Below are 18976 nucleotides of genomic sequence, written 5' to 3' on the forward strand. Positions count from 1 at the left end.
AGAATAGGAGAAGGAGATGAGTTCAGGTAAAATTGCTCAGGTTATCGGACCCGTTGTAGACGTTTTGTTTGCAGCAGGGGAAACACTTCCTGAGATTAATAATGCACTTGTCGTCTACAAAAATGACGAAAGAAAAACAAAAATCGTCCTTGAAGTAGCCTTGGAGTTGGGTGATGGTATGGTCCGTACGATCGCCATGGAATCAACAGATGGTTTGACTCGTGGAATGGAAGTTTTGGACACAGGCCGTCCAATCTCTGTGCCAGTGGGTAAAGAAACTTTGGGACGTGTCTTCAACGTTTTGGGGGATACGATTGACTTGGATGCTCCTTTCGCTGAAGACGCTGAGCGTCAGCCAATTCATAAGAAAGCTCCAACTTTTGATGAATTGTCTACCTCATCTGAAATCTTGGAAACAGGGATTAAGGTTATCGACCTTCTTGCCCCTTACCTTAAAGGTGGGAAAGTTGGACTCTTTGGTGGTGCCGGAGTTGGTAAAACCGTCTTAATCCAAGAATTGATTCACAACATTGCTCAAGAACACGGTGGTATTTCAGTATTTACTGGTGTTGGAGAACGTACTCGAGAAGGGAACGACCTTTACTGGGAAATGAAAGAATCAGGCGTTATCGAGAAAACAGCCATGGTATTTGGTCAGATGAATGAACCACCAGGAGCCCGTATGCGTGTTGCCCTTACTGGTTTGACAATCGCCGAATACTTCCGTGATGTAGAAGGCCAAGACGTGCTTCTCTTTATCGACAATATCTTCCGTTTCACTCAGGCTGGTTCAGAAGTATCTGCCCTTTTGGGTCGTATGCCTTCGGCCGTTGGTTACCAACCAACACTTGCTACGGAAATGGGTCAATTGCAAGAACGTATCACATCAACTAAGAAGGGTTCTGTAACCTCTATCCAGGCTATCTATGTGCCAGCGGATGACTACACTGACCCTGCGCCAGCAACAGCCTTCGCTCACTTGGATTCAACAACAAACTTGGAACGTAAATTGGTACAGTTGGGTATCTACCCAGCCGTTGACCCTCTAGCTTCAAGTTCTCGTGCCTTGGCACCTGAGATTGTTGGTGAGGAGCACTACGCAGTTGCTGCTGAGGTTAAACGTGTCCTTCAACGTTACCATGAATTGCAAGATATCATTGCTATCCTTGGTATGGATGAACTTTCTGATGAAGAAAAGACCTTGGTTGCACGTGCCCGTCGTATCCAGTTCTTCTTGTCTCAAAACTTTAACGTTGCAGAACAATTTACTGGTCAACCTGGTTCTTATGTGCCAGTAGCGGAAACAGTTCGCGGCTTTAAGGAAATCCTTGAAGGAAAACATGACCAGTTACCAGAAGATGCCTTCCGTGGTGTCGGTTCAATCGAAGACGTCATTGCTAAGGCAGAGAAAATGGGATTTTAAGAGGTGATCTATGGCTCATTTAACTGTCCAGATCGTGACACCAGATGGCCTCGTCTATGATCACCATGCCAGCTTTGTATCGGTACGAACTCTGGATGGTGAGATGGGGATCTTGCCACGACATGAAAATATGATTGCGGTTCTAGCGGTTGATGAAGTGAAGGTGAAACGTATCGATGATGATACTCATGTGAACTGGATTGCAGTGAACGGAGGAATTATCGAAATTGCTAATGATATTATTACCATTGTAGCAGACTCAGCAGAGCGTGCTCGTGATATCGATATCAGTCGTGCAGAACGCGCGAAACTTCGAGCTGAACGAGAAATCGAAGAAGCTCATGACAAGCATTTGATTGACCAAGAACGTCGTGCAAAAATCGCATTGCAACGTGCTATCAACCGTATCAATGTCGGAAATAGACTATAAAAAAATGAACTTGAAACTCAAGTTCATTTTTTTTAATGTGGGAAGTTGATGCAGACTCCTTCAGGGACATGGAAGTCGTTAGAAAGCTCTGCAAGACGACCACTTTTAGGATTGCGCTTAAAGACGGTTGCGTTATCAGAATCTTGATGAACAGCAATGAGAAACTCTTGATCAGGAGTTAGGTCGAAATCACGTGGATTTTTACCATGGCTTGGTACAATCTCTAATAATTCCAAGCTACCATCAGCGAGGATTGTATAGACTGCAATGGAATCATGACCTCGGTTGGATGCATAGAGGTATTTGCCATCTTTTGAAAGACGAATGGCAGCAGTAGCATTAAAGCCTTCGTATCCATCTGGTAAGGTTGAAATAACTTGCATGCGTTCAAATTCACCAACCCCATCATAAATCAAGACCTCTATCGTGCTATTAAGTTCGCAGATGAGATAGGAAATCTTATAGTGGTGGTGGAAAACGATGTGGCGTGCACCTGCTCCAGCTTGGCTGTGATAAGTGTAGAGTTTATTTAGTTTTCCTTCTGGACTAACATCATAGGTTGTTACCTCATCTGTTCCTAGATCGCAGGTGACGAGGTACTGGTCAGGTGTTAGATCCGTAAAGTGTACATGTGGGGAAGTTTGGTTTTCATGAGGACCTTGTCCACTATGCTGAACTAGATCCGTTTGGATGAGGCTACCATCCGTTTGACGTTTATAAACCAGAACTTGACCTTTATGATAGTTGGCCCCATAAACGAGACCACGCTTTTCATCCACTGCCACATAACAATGGGGAGCGCCTTCTTCAACCACATGATTTAGCAAAGCGCCATCTGTCTTGTAAGCAGCGATTCCACCTAAGTCATCCTGGCTCCCTACGGTGTATAAGTGTTGCTGTTGGTCAAAGGCAAGGTAGGTCGGACTTGGTTCAGCAGCAAAGAGTTCAAGATTTGCAAGCTGGCCTGTTTCTGTATCAAAATCTGCCTTGTAAATCCCTTTAGATAAGCGACGAGTGTAAGTTCCAAAGTAAACAGTTTCTTTCATGTCCATACCTCTTAATAATGATAAGTTCATTATACCACAAAATGGCAGTCATGAAGCACTAGATTCATTCATGTAAGCACTTTAAAAAAGAGTTATTTTAGTCTAAAAATGGTATAATGAGAGAATGACAGAAAGGATGTATTTATGGAACATAAAGAGAAACATTTTAGCCTATCTTGGTTTTTTAAGTGGTTTTTAGATAATAAAGCCATCACTGTATTTTTAGTAACCTTGTTACTGGGGCTGAACATTTTCATTCTAAGTAAGATTAGTTTTATCTTTTTACCAGTTTTGGATTTTCTAGGAGTTGTCATGTTGCCAGTTATTTTATCTGGTTTACTTTATTACCTCCTCAATCCGATTGTTGACTGGATGGAGAAGCACAAGATCAATCGTGTCCTTGCCATTAGTATTGTTTTTGTTGTTATTGGACTCTTTATCATTTGGGGGCTTGCGGTTGCTATTCCAAATCTGCAACGTCAAGTCTTAAATTTTGCGAAGAATGTGCCGACATACCTGGAAGATGCTGATAAGGTGATCAATGACCTTGTAACCAAACGCTTGCCAGATGATTTTAGACCACAGTTGGAGCAGGTTCTTTCCAATGTTTCTAGTGAGGCGACCATGTGGGCAAGCAAAATCTCTTCTCAGGCTGTTAACTGGGTTAGCGCCTTTATCAGTAGCGTTTCCCAGGTCATTGTTGCGGTTATTATCGTACCCTTCATGCTCTTTTATCTTTTGAGAGATGGGAAAGGCTTGCGAGATTACCTGACTAAATTCATCCCAAACAAGTTAAAAGAACCTGTCGGACAAGTTTTGTCAGATGTTAATAAACAGTTGTCAAACTATGTTAGAGGGCAGGTTACAGTTGCTATTATCGTGGCAATTATGTTTATTATCTTCTTTAAGATTATTGGTCTCAGATATGCTGTGACTCTTGGTATTACGGCTGGTATCCTCAATCTAGTACCTTACTTGGGTAGTTTTCTAGCGATGTTGCCTGCTCTGGTTTTGGGCTTAATAGCGGGCCCTGTCATGCTTTTGAAAGTAATTATTGTCTTTATTGTTGAACAAACGATTGAAGGTCGCTTCGTTTCTCCGCTTATTTTAGGTAGTCAGCTAAACATTCATCCAATCAATGTCCTCTTTGTTCTCCTAACTTCAGGTTCTATGTTTGGTATTTGGGGAGTCTTGCTGGGAATTCCTGTCTATGCTTCTGCCAAGGTCGTTATCTCAGCTATCTTTAACTGGTATAAAAAAGTCAGCGGTCTGTATGAAGAAGAAGGGGAGGAAATCAAGAGTGAACAATAGTCAACGCATGCTCCAGGCTTTGGATGAACAGGATTTAACCAAATCGGATCAGTATTTTCACAAAGCCCTCGAAACAGATTCAAGTGAGGTTCTTTACGAACTAGCAAGCTATCTAGAGGGAATTGGCTTTTATCCTCAAGCAAAAGAAATTTACCAACATATCGTTACAGAATTTCCAGAAGTGAATCTGAACTTAGCAAGCATTGCTAGCGAGGATGGCAATCTTGAGGAAGCCTTTGCTTACCTTGAGGAAATCACACCCGAAAGTGACTGGTACGTGTCGGCCTTGGCCTTGAAGGCTGACCTCTATCAATTGGAAGGATTGACAGATGTAGCGCGTGAAAAGTTACTGGAAGCCTTAAACTACTCAGACGATTCCTTATTAGTTTTTGGTTTGGCTGAGTTGGATAGCGAGTTAGGGAATTATCAGGAAGCTATTCAGGGCTATGCTCAATTAGACAATCGCTCCATCTATGAGCAAACGGGTGTCTCAACCTATCAGCGAATTGGCTACGCTTATGCCCAGTTAGGTAAGTTTGAAGCTGCAACTGAATTCTTAGAAAAAGCTTTAGAATTAGAATACGATGACCAAACTGCCTTTGAACTGGCTAGTCTTTACTTTGACCAAGAAGAGTATCAAAAATCTGTTCTTTACTTTAAGCAGATTGATACTATTTCACCTGACTTTGAAGGATATGAATATGGTTATAGTCAAGCTTTGCATAAGGAACATCAGGTGGAAGAGGCCCTTCGTATCGCTAAACAAGGTTTGGAGAAAAATCCATTTGAAACTCGGCTCTTACTAGCTGCTTCTCAGTTTTCGTATGAATTACATGATCCTAGTAGTGCGGAGCAGTTTCTCCTTACTGCTAAAGAAGATGCAGAGGATACAGAAGAAATATTCCTTCGCCTTGCAACCATTTATATGGAACAAGAACGGTTTGAGGACATTATCGCTCTCCAAAGTCAAGAACCTGAAAATCTCTTGACCAAGTGGATGATTGCCCGTTCTTATCAGAAAATTGAGGATTTAGATAAGGCCTATGAGCTCTATCAACAACTATCGTCTGACCTCAAGGATAATCCTGAGTTTCTTGAGCAGTATACTTATCTCCTGCGTGAATTGGGATATTTTGAAGAAGCCAAGGTACAGGCTGAAGCTTATTTAAAAATCGTTCCAGATGATGTTCAGATGCAAGAACTCATAGAGACACTTTAAGGATTTCTAATTTTTTTAAAATCTTATTAACAGAAACGAATGACCTTGAATGAATGATTTAAAAGACCTCAGAGGTCTTTTCTTTTTTACTAATATAATATAAATGTTAGAATTTCTTATAGCCAATTTAGATGAAGTTTTGAACAATGAAAGCCTGCTAACTCCTATTAAATAAGAGTTTAAAGGTATGATTTGAACATCGAACTACTATGAAATACTTGACAAATTTATATAAGAATATATAATAATAAATAGGGGAATCTATCCCCAAAAATAAAGGAGGCAAATGTTGTGAAAGAGATTAATAAAAAACTTTCTCATGCATTCATGGCGCTATTGTTAGTAGCTTCAGTATTTATCCCAGTACTAAGAACTAGCAATGTGGTTAAAGCTGCTGAACTACCATCTAGTAGCTATACGCTAACGACAGTACCGACAATTAACAATAATAAGTTAGTTGATGGTGCAGAGTATGGTGAAGGGAAATTTTACCTTCAAACCACTTACAAATTCGACAACTCAACAACGTTGAAGAATGGTGACTTTATGGTTTATAAAGTTCCAAATGAATTCAAAATTGAATCAGATTCAACTACTGAAATCTTTGGTAACGATGGAGTCACTAAAGTTGCTGAGTTAACGACAAATAAGTCTGCAAATACAGCGACTGTAACGGTAAGTAACGAAGATTATTTTGCTAACTTACCTGAAGAGAAACAAATTTCGGCCTTATTTACTGTTGTATGGGCTGATAATGTTGAACTCAATAAGTCGTATCCAATCGACATTCCTGGAGCAGGAGTATACAATTTGACTCGTATTGTTCCAGATGAGGATCCAACAGGATTTACTAAATGGGGAGTTCAAGATACGAACGATCCAAATTATATTAATTGGTATATTCGCGTAAACAAATATGCTAATCCTTATGAAGGTGTTTCGATTCAAGATACAATCCCTGAAGGGCAAGTATTAGCTAGTGAGATTACAGGTTACTACTTTACTGAATGGGGTAAGGATGAGCCTCATCCACTTTTGAATCCAAGTCACATTGTTGTTCAAGATTCTAATCGCTTCACTATTACTCCAAATGGTAATGGTGATCTAACCAACCAAGGTTTGTATGTAGTTTATAAGACTCGTATCACAGCTCCAGTTGATAATACAACAAAGAAAGCTTTCAATAACGTTAAAATTACGACTTCGACTGAAAACTTTGATGTAGAAGGTTTTGCACCATTAACCACAACTGAAGGTATTAGTTCTGGTTCACGTTCTACAGAAGTTTCATTTGAGGTTTCTAAGCAGTTAAAAGGAAAAGACCTAGCTGCTGAAGAATTTAGCTTCCAACTACTTGATCCAAACGGATCAGCTGTTGAAACTGTTAAGAACGATAAAGATGGCAAAGTGAAATTTAAAGCCGTTAAATTCTCTACAGTGGGTACTTATAAGTATCAGATTAAAGAAGTTAATGATCAAAAACCAGGTTTTGCTTACGATGATAAGACTATTAACGCAGAAGTTACTGTAACAGATGTTTATGGTGAGAAGTTTGCAAGTGTTAAATATGACAATAAAGTTTTTGTAAATTCGTATTCTGTTAAATCTGCAACAACTTCAATTACTGCTAAAAAAGTCCTAAATGGTAAACCTCTTGAGGCAGATAAATATGAATTTGAATTGAAAGAAGGCGACAAACTTGTAGCAACAGCTAAGAATGCTGCAGACGGAACAGTTGCTTTCCCAGCAATTGAATATACTGCTGCAGGAACTCACACATACACGATCACTGAAAAAAGTGGTAATGAAACTGGTGTAACTTATGATAAAAATGCTTATACAGTAACAGTAAAAGTTGCAGACAATGGTCAAGGTCAATTTGTAGCAACAGTTACAGGTAATAATCCAACCTTCACAAATACTTATGCTGCTGAGACTCCAGGATCTTCTGATAACAAACCTAAACAACCAGAAGGAACTAAAGAACTACCAAATACTGGTACATCTGAAATGACTATGCTGTTTACTGTTGTAGGAGTAGTACTTGCATTTGGTTCCATTCTCTTATTCCGTTTCAAAAAAGTTAAATAATCTAGTTGAAAAATCTTGATGCCTTTGCTATGGCATCATCAAAGAGCCACTTGTATGGATAGTAGAAATGATACTATTCTTATAAAGTGGTTCTTTTTTTATATCTCTAGAGCTATGAAGTGAATGTGAGTAAACAGAGTTCTGTGTCAATGAAATCTTTATAGATATTTGATCAAAAAATTTGATCATTGTTCTCTCAGAATTAGAAGTTAAATCTATATTTTCGTCTAGAATCCTTGTAATTCTCCGAATTCTTTAAGATAATATTTTGCTCTTATTTCTCAGAAAAAGGTGTATAGTTCAAGGATTATAGAATTTTTTTACAAAAACCCTTGCTAAATTGTTTATTTATGCTATAATAGGAACAATAATTTTTAGGAGGTGCAGTATGTCTTATATGTTTGAGATATTACCAAGTTTATTGAACGGTGCAAGTATGACACTTCAAGTCTTTGCTCTGGTCTTGATCTTTTCAATTCCTTTAGGTATTGTCGTTGCCTTTGCTTTACAAGTCCGCTGGAAACCCCTCCATTATCTGATTGACCTTTATATTTGGGTGATGCGAGGGACTCCCTTGCTCTTGCAATTAATCTTTATTTACTATGTTCTCCCTAGCATTGGGATACGTTTAGATCGTTTGCCTGCTGCTGTGATCGCTTTTGTATTGAACTATGCAGCCTACTTTGCTGAAATCTTTCGTGGTGGGATTGAAACCATTCCTAAAGGTCAATATGAAGCTGCTAAGGTCTTGAAGTTTAGTCCTTTTGACACAGTGCGCTATATTATTTTGCCTCAGGTTACAAAGATTGTCTTACCGAGCGTCTTTAATGAAATTATGAGTTTGGTCAAGGATACTTCATTGGTTTATGCCCTTGGGATTTCAGATTTGATTTTGGCAAGTCGGACAGCAGCCAATCGAGATGCCAGTCTTGTTCCTATGTTTTTAGCTGGAGCGATTTATTTAATCATGATTGGTCTTGTAACCATTGTAGCGAAAAAACTTGAGAAGAAGTACAGTTATTACAGATAGGAGGATTGCTATGTTAGAATTACGAAACATTAACAAGGCCTTTGGTGGCAAACAAATCTTAACCAACTTCAGCCTATCTATTCCCGAAAAGCAAATCCTTGCAATCGTAGGTCCATCAGGAGGCGGCAAGACAACCCTATTACGTATGTTAGCTGGATTGGAAACAATCGATTCGGGGGAAATCTACTATAACGGCGAATCGTTAGCTATAGACGAACTAGAAAAGCGCAATCTTCTGGGATTTGTTTTCCAAGATTTTCAACTCTTTCCGCATTTGTCAGTTCTAGATAACTTAACTCTGTCGCCCATAAAAACGATGAGCATGGAGAAGGAAGTTGCTGAGAAGAAGGCGCGTGGTTTGTTAGAACAACTTGGGTTAGCAGGACATGCAGATGCCTTTCCTTTCTCACTTTCAGGTGGGCAAAAACAACGGGTGGCCTTAGCACGTGCTATGATGATTAACCCAGAAATTATTGGATATGATGAGCCTACATCAGCCTTAGACCCAGAATTGCGATTAGAAGTAGAAAAACTTATCCTTCAAAATAAAGAGCGTGGGATGACCCAGATTGTTGTGACCCACGATCTTCAGTTTGCGGAAAACATTGCTGATCAGATCCTTAAGGTTGATCCAAAGTAGGACTAGGAGGTGCCTATGAAGAGAAAGAAAATTGCCCTTGTACTTGCTCTGTTCTTTAGCTTCTTCCTGACGGCTTGTACTCAGAAGGCAAGTGATCCAAATCAGGATAATTGGGCCAAATATCAAAAACAGGGAAGCATTACCATTGGCTTTGACAATACCTTTGTTCCCATGGGATTTGAGGAAAAGAACGGCCAGTATGCAGGCTTTGATATTGACCTGGCCCAAGCTGTTTCTGAAAAGCTAGGAATTCAGATTAAATTTCAACCCATCGACTGGGATATGAAAGAAACCGAGCTACAAAATGGTACCATTGATGCCATCTGGAATGGCTATACAGCTACAGATGAACGGAAAGAGAAGGTTGCCTTTACCATTCCTTACATGGAAAATCAACAAGTTTTGGTCTCTAAAAAGTCTCAAAATATCCACTCAATTCAGGATATGACTGACAAAGTTTTAGGGGCCCAGGCAGGATCTTCTGGCTATTTGAATTTTGAAGGACAACCCGAACTACTCAAGAATCGAGTGAAAGATCAGAAGGCCAATCAATACCAAAGTTTCAATGAAGCCTTGATTGATTTGAAAAATGATCGGATTGATGCCCTTGTGATTGACCGGGTATATGCCAATTATTATCTCCAGTCTGAAGGAATATTAAATGACTACAATGTCTTTTCAGCTGGATTTGAAAGTGAAGCTTTTGCAGTGGGTGTTAGACCTGCTGATAAAACTTTGCTAGCTGCTCTGAATCAGGCTTTTATATCACTATACCAAGAAGGAAAATTCCAGGAAATCAGCCAGAAGTGGTTTGGGGAAGATGTAGCCACCAGTCAAGTTAAAAATCAAGAATAAGAAAAGAGATTGAGTTTTTTCTCAGTCTCTTTTTGTATCGAAAAATCCTCTGGCAAGTACCAGAGGATAAGAGTTTATTTCATTGTTGGGAAGAGCAATACATCACGGATAGTAGTTGTATCAGTGAGGAGCATGCAGAGACGGTCGATACCGATACCCAAACCACCTGTTGGTGGCATACCGTATTCAAGAGCTTCAATGTAGTCGTAATCGATACCTGTTGCTTCATCATCACCAAGTTCTTTAGCTTTTGCTTGGGCTTCGAAACGGCTAAGCTGGTCGATTGGGTCGTTCAACTCAGTAAAGGCATTACCGTACTCCTTAGTCATGATGAAGAGCTCGAAACGGTCAGTAAAGCGTTCGTCTTCAGGATTTTTCTTCGCGAGTGGAGAGACAGCTACTGGATGACCATAGACAAAGGTTGGTTGAATCAAGGTTTCTTCAACGAACTCTTCAAAGAAGGCGTTGATAATGTGACCAACTTCAGTGTAGTGTTTCTCAACTGGAACTTTCTTCTCAGTAGCGATAGCTTTTGCTTCTTCGAAAGTCATGTCTTGCCAGAAATCAACACCAGTAATTTCCTTGATAGCATCTACCATGTGAACACGTTTAAATGGTTCGTTGATCTTAATTTCAGTACCTTGATAGTTTACTGGACCATCACCCTTAACTGCTTTAGCAGCGTGTTGGATAATACCTTCCGTCAAGTCCATGATATCTTGGAAGTCTGCATAAGCTTGGTAAACTTCGATAGAAGTGAATTCAGGGTTATGAGTAGCATCCATTCCTTCGTTACGGAAGATACGTCCAATTTCATAGACACGTTCCATACCACCAACGATAAGGCGTTTCAAGTGAAGCTCAGTCGCGATACGAAGCACCATGTCAATGTTTTGGGCGTTGTGGTGAGTGATAAATGGACGAGCAGCAGCACCACCAGCTTCATTGTGAAGAACAGGTGTTTCCACTTCAAGGAAACCTTTTTGATCAAGATAACGACGGATTTCAGAGATGATTTTTGAACGAGTAACAAAGCGTTCGAAGCTTTCACGGTTAGAAATCAAGTCAAGGTAACGTTTACGATAAATTGTTTCAACGTCAGTCAAACCGTGGAATTTCTCAGGAAGTGGGCGAAGTGCTTTAGACAAGTGAGTGATATGAGTTGCCTTGATAGAGAGTTCACCCATATCTGTACGCATGACTTCACCTTCGACACCGAGGAAGTCACCGAGGTCAGCCTTTTTGAAGATTTCGTAGTTTTCTTCACCGACTTCATCTTTACGAACGTAGATTTGGATTTGACCTTCACGGTCTTGGAGATGGGCAAAGCCAACTTTCCCTTTACCACGTTTAGTTACTAAGCGTCCAGCGATAGTAGCAGTTTCATTTAGTTCATGTAATTGTTCTTTATCAAGTTCTGCAAATTTGTCTTTTAGTTCTTGAGAGTTAGCAGTACGTTCAAAACGTTTTCCGAAGGGATCGATTCCTTGTTCACGGAGCGCAGCCATTTTTTCACGGCGAACGATCTGCTGGTCATTTAGTTCTTCCATATGTTCTGTAGACATGGGTTCCTCCTAATTTTACTCAAAATTTGATACGATGAGTCATTTTTTGCGATACTCCCATTTTATCATAAATAGCAGAGAAATTCACGGATATTCTTTGAAAACTAAAAAGAACTTGACTATTAAGGTCAAGTTCCATTATTTTCTTTGATAGGAAGTGTCATTCCATCTTTTCAGAGTGAAGGTTTCAAAATCATCGGTCTCTAAAACTGTCAGACTAGCATTGGCCAAGCCTCCATCTTTGCGAAGGTGAGCCTCTTTATAGCCTAAGAGAGTGCGTAGGCTAGCAGTGAGATTGGCCCCATGTCCGACAATCAGAATTCTTTCAGCCGGACTTTCTTTCAGAGATTTGATAAACTGAATGGTTCGCTGAGTCGTAGAGTAAAGGGACTCAGCTTCAAACATCTTCGTATCAAACTGAGCCAGATTAGAGCGAAAGGCCTTGATTTGTTGTGGGTAGATGGCATTGAGCGTAGCAATTTTTAATCCCTCTAGTTTGCCAAGTTGCCATTCACGTAGGTCAGGAATGCTCTTCAAAGGACAAGGGGATTGGAGTTGACTCTGGATAATTTCAGCAGATTTGACCGCTCTGGGTAAATCACTAGAATAAATCGTATCAAAATGAATTTCATTGAGATACTGCCCCAGTTGTTTTAGTGTGTCAATGGACTCTGGAAGAAGGGGAGAGTCACTACTAGCACCTTGAAAACGTCCTTCAAGATTCCAGAGGGTGCGACCATGACGGACAAAATAGAGTTTCATTACTTACTTTCCTCCAAGAGATCAGCAAAATCTGCTTTTACAAAGCTGGCTAAGTCTTGAGGTCGAATGATGATACTATGCCCGACTTCTCCAGCAGAGACAATCATTTGGTCTAAATCCAAAGCAGTCTGATCAATAAAAATAGGATAATTGTGTTTTTGGCGAATGCCGACGGGGTTATTAGCCCCATGAATATAGCCTGTCGTTTTTTCTAGGTCTTTTTGTGGAATCATGCTCACTTTTTTATTACCAGAGACCTTTGCTAGTTTTTTCTCAGCGAGGTGTTCTGTTATGGGAACGATTCCGATTATTGGCCCCGTCTTATCACCCAGCAGAGCCAAGGTTTTAAAGATATGTGTTCGATCATATTCCGAAGGAAGTTCTCCCTCAAGCGCGTTGATTTGAATACCAGTATGGTCAATACCCGCCTTGGTCAAGATTTGCTCGACCAAAGTTTTTTTAATCTTGACTTTTTTTGCCATTATTTATACTTATCCTCCAATTGACTCATCCAGATACCAAGCCAAATGCCAAGTGCAAAGAAGAAGGCGATGAGAACATAACTCACGATAGAAAGTCCAGTGTATTGGATACTTTCAGCACTTCCAGCATTTGGAATCAAAATCAAGAGGGTGCTTGATAGCACAATTCCAATAATAAAGTGATAAACACGGGAGTGGTAGTTGTTCAAGGCATGGTCCATTAATTTTGAAAAGATAATAAGAGTTGCTCCTGCACCAATCCCAATAGGAAGGAAGGTTCCGAATAAATCAAAGGTCTTAAAGCCAGTTAGCATTGGAGCGTACAATCCTAAAATCAAGAGTAGATTTGACGGACTTAAACCAGGCACCAAGACACCGAGCGCTAAAAGAGCACCCGCTAAGATGAAACTAGCGAAACTAGCACTGAGAGAACCAACAACAAAGTTTAGCGCATAAAGCCCGACACCTGAAAGGATAAAGGTGGTCCAGAACCAGACTAGGTCGATCTTATCACGATCAGATTCCCGAGTAGATTCTTTAAGGAGACTAGGAACCGTACCGATGATAGCTCCAGCAAAACTCCATAAAACATAGACCTGGTAATTTTCTAGCAGATACTCGATTGGATAAGAAAACAAACCAATGCCTAGCAACATCCCGATTGCTACTGGGATAAAGTATAGGACATTCGCTTTAAAATCCTTAAAGGGATGAGCCAGAAAGCTAATCATTCGCTCGTAAATTCCCAAAATAGCTGCCAAAACACCGCCAGAAATTCCAGGTAGGATAAATCCTAAGGCGATGACGATTCCCTTAATAACTCTTGCAATCCATGAAAACATCATAAAATCCTCAATTTCATAAAATTCTTTCTCTATTCTATCAATTATAACACAGACGAGAAGAAAATGAAAAAACAAGTGAAAAAGAGAGCGATTTTCACTTGTCTTATGGTCTTAAAAATAGTTTTCTGAAGGTTTCTTCTTTTTCCTTCAAGGTAGAAATGAGATTAATATCTAAATGATGTTCAAATCCAGCAATTCTTCCTTTTGAAGTGTATTGATGGAGGTCGTAGTCTAAACTGGTATTGGGTGTTGTTTCAAAGTAACCAGAGTCTGTCCCGTAGGAAGGAATCCAAATAGCAGTAAACTTATCTGTATTGATACTGTGTTCTTGCATGAAGTAAACTCCAATATAGATGCCGATGTTTTTAGCACCTAAAGATTCCAGTTTAGCACGAAAGGCTTCAACCCCTTCATTCATATCAGACATTGTTTTTTCTTCCACGTCCAACCAATAGTAACTAGGGTTGTAAGGAGAAGCAGCATTATAGAAAACTTCAGCGGCTTTTTCCATTTCTTCCTTGCTGGGGCTAGCTAGATAGGCATAGACTCCAACTGGGACATTCCGCTTTTGAAATTCTGTAATATGACTTTTATAGGCTTTATCAATACCATTGGCATAAGCGGCATCATTTTTTTCAGTATGCTGAGCCCCATTGTGGACACGAACAATAACACCAGAAATATTTTGAGACAAGGTATCGTAGTTGATTTCCTCAGGTCTTTGCCAACCAGAGACATCAATGATAGGTTTGTCAAGATTATGCAAGGCCTGATTTTCAACCTGAACTGCATTGGGTTTTGACTTGACAGGATGGTCTTCATAAGTTGGTCTATTGAGGATCAAAATAGCTATAAATATAGTAAATAAAGTGAAAATAATAGCTGGATGAATCTTTTTTCTCATATCTAAATAGTTTAACGTAAATAGATAAAAAAATCAAAGAAAACATCAGAAAAAGTGAATAAATGGGCGCCTTTTCCCTATTTCTCTGTTTGTTTACTCCTAAGAAACTAAATTATGGTATAATATAAGGGAATTTCTAGAGAAAAGAGAAGATTATGTCAAATTATGCCATTATTTTAGCAGCGGGTAAAGGTACTCGCATGAAATCAGATCTTCCAAAGGTACTTCATAAAGTAGCTGGAATTTCGATGTTGGAACATGTTTTTCGTAGTGTTGGTGCTATTCAACCTGAAAAAACAGTCACTGTAGTTGGTCACAAGGCTGAGCTAGTTGAGCAAGTATTGGCAGGTCAGACAGACTTTGTTACCCAATCAGAACAACTAGGAACTGGGCATGCTGTCATGATGGCGGAGCCTATTCTCCAAAATCGTACTGGCCACACCTTGGTTATCGCTGGGGATACTCCTCTGATCACAGGTGAAAGTTTGAAAAACCTCTTGGATTTCCATATCAACCACAAAAATGTGGCAACTATTTTAACAGCTGAAGCAGCTGATCCTTTTGGATATGGTCGAATTGTTCGAAACGATAATGCAGAAGTTCTTCGCATTGTGGAGCAAAAAGATGCCTCAGACTTTGAAAAGCAAATTAAGGAAATCAATACAGGAACTTATGTATTTGACAATGAACGTCTTTTTGAAGCTCTTAAAAACATCAACACCAACAATGCCCAAGGTGAGTACTATATTACTGACGTGATTGGTATTTTCCGTAACGCAGGTGAGAAGGTTGGCGCCTATACTCTCAAGGATTTTGATGAAAGTCTTGGAGTAAACGACCGTGTGGCTCTTGCCACTGCGGAAGCAGTGATGCGCCGCCGTATCAACCAAAAGCACATGGTTAATGGTGTTAGCTTTGTCAATCCTGAAGCAACTTACATTGATATTGATGTCGAGATTGCACCTGAAGTTCAAATCGAAGCCAACGTTACCTTGAAAGGTCAAACAAAGATTGGTGCGGAGACTATTTTAACAAATGGAACTTATATCGTAGATAGTACCGTTGGAGCTGGAGCCGTGATTACGAATTCCATGATTGAGGAAAGTAGTGTTGCGGACAGTGTGACAGTCGGTCCTTATGCCCATATCCGTCCAGGTTCAAGTCTTGCTTCTCAAGTTCACATTGGAAACTTTGTTGAAGTAAAAGGATCTTCAATCGGTGAAAATACCAAGGCGGGTCATTTGACCTATATTGGAAACTGCGAAGTGGGTAGCAACGTTAATTTTGGTGCAGGAACCATTACAGTCAACTACGATGGCAAAAATAAATACAAAACTGTCATTGGCAACAATGTCTTTGTTGGCTCAAACTCAACCATTATTGCCCCAGTTGAGTTAGGTGACAATTCGCTCGTTGGAGCTGGTTCAACCATTACCAAGAATGTTCCTGCTGATGCCATTGCTATCGGCCGTGGACGTCAGGTCAACAAAGATGAATATGCGACTCGCCTCCCTCATCATCCCAAGAACCAGTAGGAGTTTGTCATGGAATTTGAAGAAAAAACGATTAGTCGGAAGGAAATCTATCAAGGTCCTATTTTCAAACTGGTACAAGATCAGGTGGAACTACCAGAAGGAAAGGGGACTGCCCAACGTGACTTGATTTTTCACAATGGAGCTGTTTGTGTGCTAGCTGTGACAGCTGAGGACAAAATCGTTCTCGTTAAGCAATATCGAAAGGCTATCGAGGCGGTTTCTTATGAGATTCCTGCAGGTAAACTAGAACTTGGTGAAAATGCTGATCCAATGGCGGCGGCCCTTCGTGAATTGGAAGAAGAAGTTGCCTACACTGGTAAGTTAGAACTGTTGTACGATTTCTATTCTGCGATTGGATTTTGTAATGAAAAACTAAAACTCTATCTCGCCAGTGATTTGGTTAAGGTGGAAAATCCTCGTCCACAAGATGATGATGAAACCTTGGAAGTCCTAGAAGTAAGTCTAGAGGAAGCCAAGAACCTGATCCAGTCAGGTCATATCTGTGATGCCAAGACCATTATGGCGATCCAGTACTGGGAACTACAAAAGAAATAGAGGAGCAACCCATGGGAAAACCTTTATTAACAGACGAAATGATAGAACGTGCTAACCGAGGTGAGAAAATCTCAGGACCACCTCTTCAAGATGATGAGGAAACAAAAATCCTACCAACGTCTTCACAACATTTTGGTTATTCACGTTCTAGAGACCACGGTTTTAGTCAAGATACCTTAACAATCGAAGTGGAGCCAACGATTCATAAAAGTCGTCGCATTGAGAATACCAAGAGAAATGTTTTTAATTCGAAACTCAATCGCATCTTGTTTGCAGTTATCCTACTTTTGATTTTGTTAATTTTAGCGATGAAACTCTTGTAATTGAAAGGACTTGAAATGAAAATTGGAATCATTGCTGCCATGCCAGAAGAACTCCTATATTTGACTCAGAATTTGGACAAACCTCAAGAAGTCCAAGTCCTCGGAAATACTTACTACACTGGCTCTGTTGGCAATACTGAAGTCGTTCTAGTTCAGAGTGGGATTGGAAAGGTCATGTCAGCTATGAGTGTAGCAGTGTTAGCTGATCACTTCCAAGTAGAAGCTATCATCAATACAGGATCAGCAGGTGCTCTTGCCGAAGGGATTGCTGTTGGTGATGTCGTGATTGCGGATAAGTTGGCTTATCATGATGTGGATGTGACTGCTTTTGGCTATGCTTATGGCCAATTGGCTGGTCAACCTCTGTACTTTGAATCAGATAAGAAATTTATCGCTAGGATTAAAGAAAACTTATCTCAGTTAGAACAGACTTGGTACCTAGGCTTGATTGCTACAGGAGACAGTTTTATAGCTGGGGATGATAAGATTGCTAGTATTAAGTCCCACTTTCCGGATGTTTTAGCTGTTGAAATGGAGGGTGCAGCCATTGCACAAGCGGCTCAGGCTCTTGGCCTACCTTTCTTAGTCATTCGTGCTATGAGTGACAATGCTAATCACGAAGCCTCTATCTCTTTTGATGAGTTTATTATCGAAGCTGGACGTCGTTCTGCCCAAGTCTTATTAGCCTTTTTAAAGGCTTTGGATTAAGCGGAAATTTGACAGTTTATCTAGCTTATGATAAGATTTAAATAAAGAAAAGCTAGAAAACGTTTCAGAGGATATTATGAGTATTGAAATGACCGTCAGTGAGATTGCAGAGGTCTTAGGATTATCTCGTCAAGCAATCAACAATCGTGTCAAAGAACTTCCAGAAGAGGACACGAAAAAAAATGACAAAGGTGTAACTGTAGTTACTCGAAGTGGCTTGATCAAGCTAGAAGAAATCTACAAAAAAACGATTTTTGAAGATGAACCAGTCAGTGATGATGTCAAACAACGTGAACTGATGGAAATCTTGGTCGATGAGAAAAACGCTGAAATTCTTCGCTTGTACGAGCAGCTCAAGGCAAAAGACCGCCAGTTATCAGAAAAAGATGAACAGATGCGTATCAAAGACCGCCAGATTGCTGAAAAGGACAAACAGTTGGACCAACAGCAACAGTTAACTCTTCAAGCCATGAAGGATCAAGAAACCTTGAAACTCGAGTTGGACCAAGCAAAAGAAGAAGTCCAAGCAACCAAAAAAGGCTTTTTTGCTCGCCTTTTTGGAGGAAAATAAAGAAGCTGTTTGGGTTACTCACTAACCTAATGGCTTCTTTTATTATTTATAGTTTAGTTTGGGTAGTAATTGAGGTAAATAATGGAAAAATTAAGAGATTATATCGCCTTTGATTTGGAATTCAATCAACATGAGGGGTTTACCCATTTAATTCAAGTATCGGCAGTCCGCTTTCAAGATGGACAAGAATGTGCTGCTTTTGACTCTTATGTTCATACTACAGCACCATTGAAGAGTTTTATCAATGGTTTGACTGGAATTACAGCTGAAACCTTGAAAGGTGCGCCAAAAGTAGAACAAGTTTTAAAGGACTTTCAAGCATTTGTTGGCGACTTACCTATTGTTGGATACAATGCAGCTAAGAGTGATTTGCCTATTCTTTTGGAGCATGGTATTGATTATCGTGAACAGTATAAGGTCGACCTATATGATGAGGCTTTTGAACGCCGTAGTTCTGACCTACACGGCATAGCCAATCTTAAATTACAAACTGTTGCAAATTTTTTAGGCTTTCATGGGAAGTCTCATAACAGTTTAGAGGATGCCCGCATGACGGCGCGTGTTTACGAAGCCTTTTTGGAATCGGATGAAGGAAAGCTATTAATAGAAGACCAGAGTAGTTTTTCGATGAATAATCCTTTCGGTGGCTTAGATTTATCCCAATTTTTAGACTAGGAGTGC

At 40.0% G+C, this 18976-nt stretch carries 20 protein-coding genes; 14 read left to right on the forward strand and 6 right to left on the reverse strand.

What is annotated here, in order from left to right; all coding sequences use genetic code 11:
* Positions 1-16: 16 nt before the first annotated feature.
* Together atpD and O3652_RS01880 are read left to right on the forward strand one after the other, a co-directional pair.
* Complete coding sequence (atpD, locus tag O3652_RS01875; RefSeq protein WP_000094372.1) at positions 17-1423, forward strand: F0F1 ATP synthase subunit beta; 1407 nt, start codon at positions 17-19, stop codon at positions 1421-1423.
* 10 nt (positions 1424-1433) lie between these two features.
* The gene (locus tag O3652_RS01880; protein ID WP_000940836.1) at positions 1434-1853 is read left to right on the forward strand and encodes a F0F1 ATP synthase subunit epsilon; all 420 of its coding nucleotides are present in this window, start codon (positions 1434-1436) and stop codon (positions 1851-1853) included.
* A 32-nt stretch (positions 1854-1885) separates the two neighbouring features.
* Here the strand turns inward: O3652_RS01880 and O3652_RS01885 are convergent, their stop codons facing one another.
* The gene (locus tag O3652_RS01885) at positions 1886-2899 is read right to left on the reverse strand and encodes a lactonase family protein (RefSeq protein ID WP_125413171.1); all 1014 of its coding nucleotides are present in this window, start codon (positions 2897-2899) and stop codon (positions 1886-1888) included.
* 144 nt (positions 2900-3043) lie between these two features.
* Here O3652_RS01885 and O3652_RS01890 point away from each other — a divergent pair, with 144 nt between their 5' ends.
* The 6 genes from O3652_RS01890 to O3652_RS01915 all read left to right on the forward strand — a co-directional run bounded on the left by O3652_RS01890 (position 3044) and on the right by O3652_RS01915 (position 10045).
* The gene (locus O3652_RS01890) at positions 3044-4210 is read left to right on the forward strand and encodes an AI-2E family transporter (RefSeq protein WP_000400296.1); all 1167 of its coding nucleotides are present in this window, start codon (positions 3044-3046) and stop codon (positions 4208-4210) included.
* A complete protein-coding gene (locus O3652_RS01895) occupies positions 4200-5429 on the forward strand; it encodes a tetratricopeptide repeat protein (protein WP_185755866.1) in 1230 nt (409 codons plus the stop codon). Before O3652_RS01890 ends, O3652_RS01895 begins: the two co-directional genes overlap by 11 nt.
* A 291-nt stretch (positions 5430-5720) precedes the next feature.
* Positions 5721-7520, forward strand: coding sequence for a Spy0128 family protein (locus tag O3652_RS01900; protein WP_070568692.1), 1800 nt, complete (start codon positions 5721-5723; stop codon positions 7518-7520).
* A gap of 388 nt (positions 7521-7908) precedes the next feature.
* Positions 7909-8550: an amino acid ABC transporter permease gene (locus O3652_RS01905; protein ID WP_000121156.1), complete on the forward strand. Its 642-nt coding sequence runs from the start codon at positions 7909-7911 to the stop codon at positions 8548-8550.
* Positions 8551-8560: 10 nt separating this feature from the next.
* The gene (locus O3652_RS01910; RefSeq protein WP_000891744.1) at positions 8561-9190 is read left to right on the forward strand and encodes an amino acid ABC transporter ATP-binding protein; all 630 of its coding nucleotides are present in this window, start codon (positions 8561-8563) and stop codon (positions 9188-9190) included.
* A 15-nt stretch (positions 9191-9205) separates the two neighbouring features.
* Positions 9206-10045, forward strand: coding sequence for an amino acid ABC transporter substrate-binding protein (locus O3652_RS01915; protein ID WP_000823417.1), 840 nt, complete (start codon positions 9206-9208; stop codon positions 10043-10045).
* A gap of 74 nt (positions 10046-10119) precedes the next feature.
* Here the strand turns inward: O3652_RS01915 and lysS are convergent, their stop codons facing one another.
* From lysS to O3652_RS01940, 5 genes are all read right to left on the reverse strand, one after another.
* Complete coding sequence (gene lysS, locus O3652_RS01920) at positions 10120-11610, reverse strand: lysine--tRNA ligase (protein WP_000102439.1); 1491 nt, start codon at positions 11608-11610, stop codon at positions 10120-10122.
* A gap of 138 nt (positions 11611-11748) precedes the next feature.
* Positions 11749-12372, reverse strand: coding sequence for a histidine phosphatase family protein (locus O3652_RS01925; protein ID WP_371590011.1), 624 nt, complete (start codon positions 12370-12372; stop codon positions 11749-11751).
* The gene (locus tag O3652_RS01930) at positions 12372-12854 is read right to left on the reverse strand and encodes an aminoacyl-tRNA deacylase (RefSeq protein ID WP_084945229.1); all 483 of its coding nucleotides are present in this window, start codon (positions 12852-12854) and stop codon (positions 12372-12374) included. Before O3652_RS01930 ends, O3652_RS01925 begins: the two co-directional genes overlap by 1 nt.
* Positions 12854-13696, reverse strand: a complete 843-nt coding sequence (locus O3652_RS01935; protein WP_125413206.1) for a DUF368 domain-containing protein — start codon at positions 13694-13696, stop codon at positions 12854-12856. Before O3652_RS01935 ends, O3652_RS01930 begins: the two co-directional genes overlap by 1 nt.
* 106 nt (positions 13697-13802) lie before the next feature.
* Positions 13803-14603, reverse strand: coding sequence for a glycoside hydrolase family 25 protein (locus tag O3652_RS01940; RefSeq protein ID WP_001227574.1), 801 nt, complete (start codon positions 14601-14603; stop codon positions 13803-13805).
* 155 nt (positions 14604-14758) lie between these two features.
* On the opposite strand from O3652_RS01940, the gene glmU reads away from it, so the two are divergent.
* From glmU to O3652_RS01970, 6 genes are all read left to right on the forward strand, one after another.
* On the forward strand, positions 14759-16138 hold the full coding sequence (glmU, locus tag O3652_RS01945) for a bifunctional UDP-N-acetylglucosamine diphosphorylase/glucosamine-1-phosphate N-acetyltransferase GlmU (protein WP_044020852.1): 1380 nt from the start codon (positions 14759-14761) through the stop codon (positions 16136-16138).
* Positions 16139-16147: 9 nt separating this feature from the next.
* Positions 16148-16693: an NUDIX hydrolase gene (locus O3652_RS01950; protein ID WP_000393797.1), complete on the forward strand. Its 546-nt coding sequence runs from the start codon at positions 16148-16150 to the stop codon at positions 16691-16693.
* A gap of 11 nt (positions 16694-16704) precedes the next feature.
* A complete protein-coding gene (macP, locus tag O3652_RS01955; protein WP_000517872.1) occupies positions 16705-17016 on the forward strand; it encodes a cell wall synthase accessory phosphoprotein MacP in 312 nt (103 codons plus the stop codon).
* Positions 17017-17031: 15 nt separating this feature from the next.
* Positions 17032-17724, forward strand: a complete 693-nt coding sequence (locus tag O3652_RS01960; protein WP_371590012.1) for a 5'-methylthioadenosine/adenosylhomocysteine nucleosidase — start codon at positions 17032-17034, stop codon at positions 17722-17724.
* Between the two features lie 76 nt (positions 17725-17800).
* Positions 17801-18295, forward strand: coding sequence for a chromosome segregation protein RocS (gene rocS, locus O3652_RS01965; RefSeq protein ID WP_000021252.1), 495 nt, complete (start codon positions 17801-17803; stop codon positions 18293-18295).
* 81 nt (positions 18296-18376) lie between these two features.
* Positions 18377-18970, forward strand: a complete 594-nt coding sequence (locus O3652_RS01970) for a 3'-5' exonuclease (protein ID WP_125413173.1) — start codon at positions 18377-18379, stop codon at positions 18968-18970.
* Positions 18971-18976: the final 6 nt, after the last annotated feature.

The sequence above is a fragment of the Streptococcus sp. 27098_8_23 genome (assembly GCF_041432195.1).
Taxonomy (GTDB): Bacteria; Bacillota; Bacilli; order Lactobacillales; family Streptococcaceae; genus Streptococcus.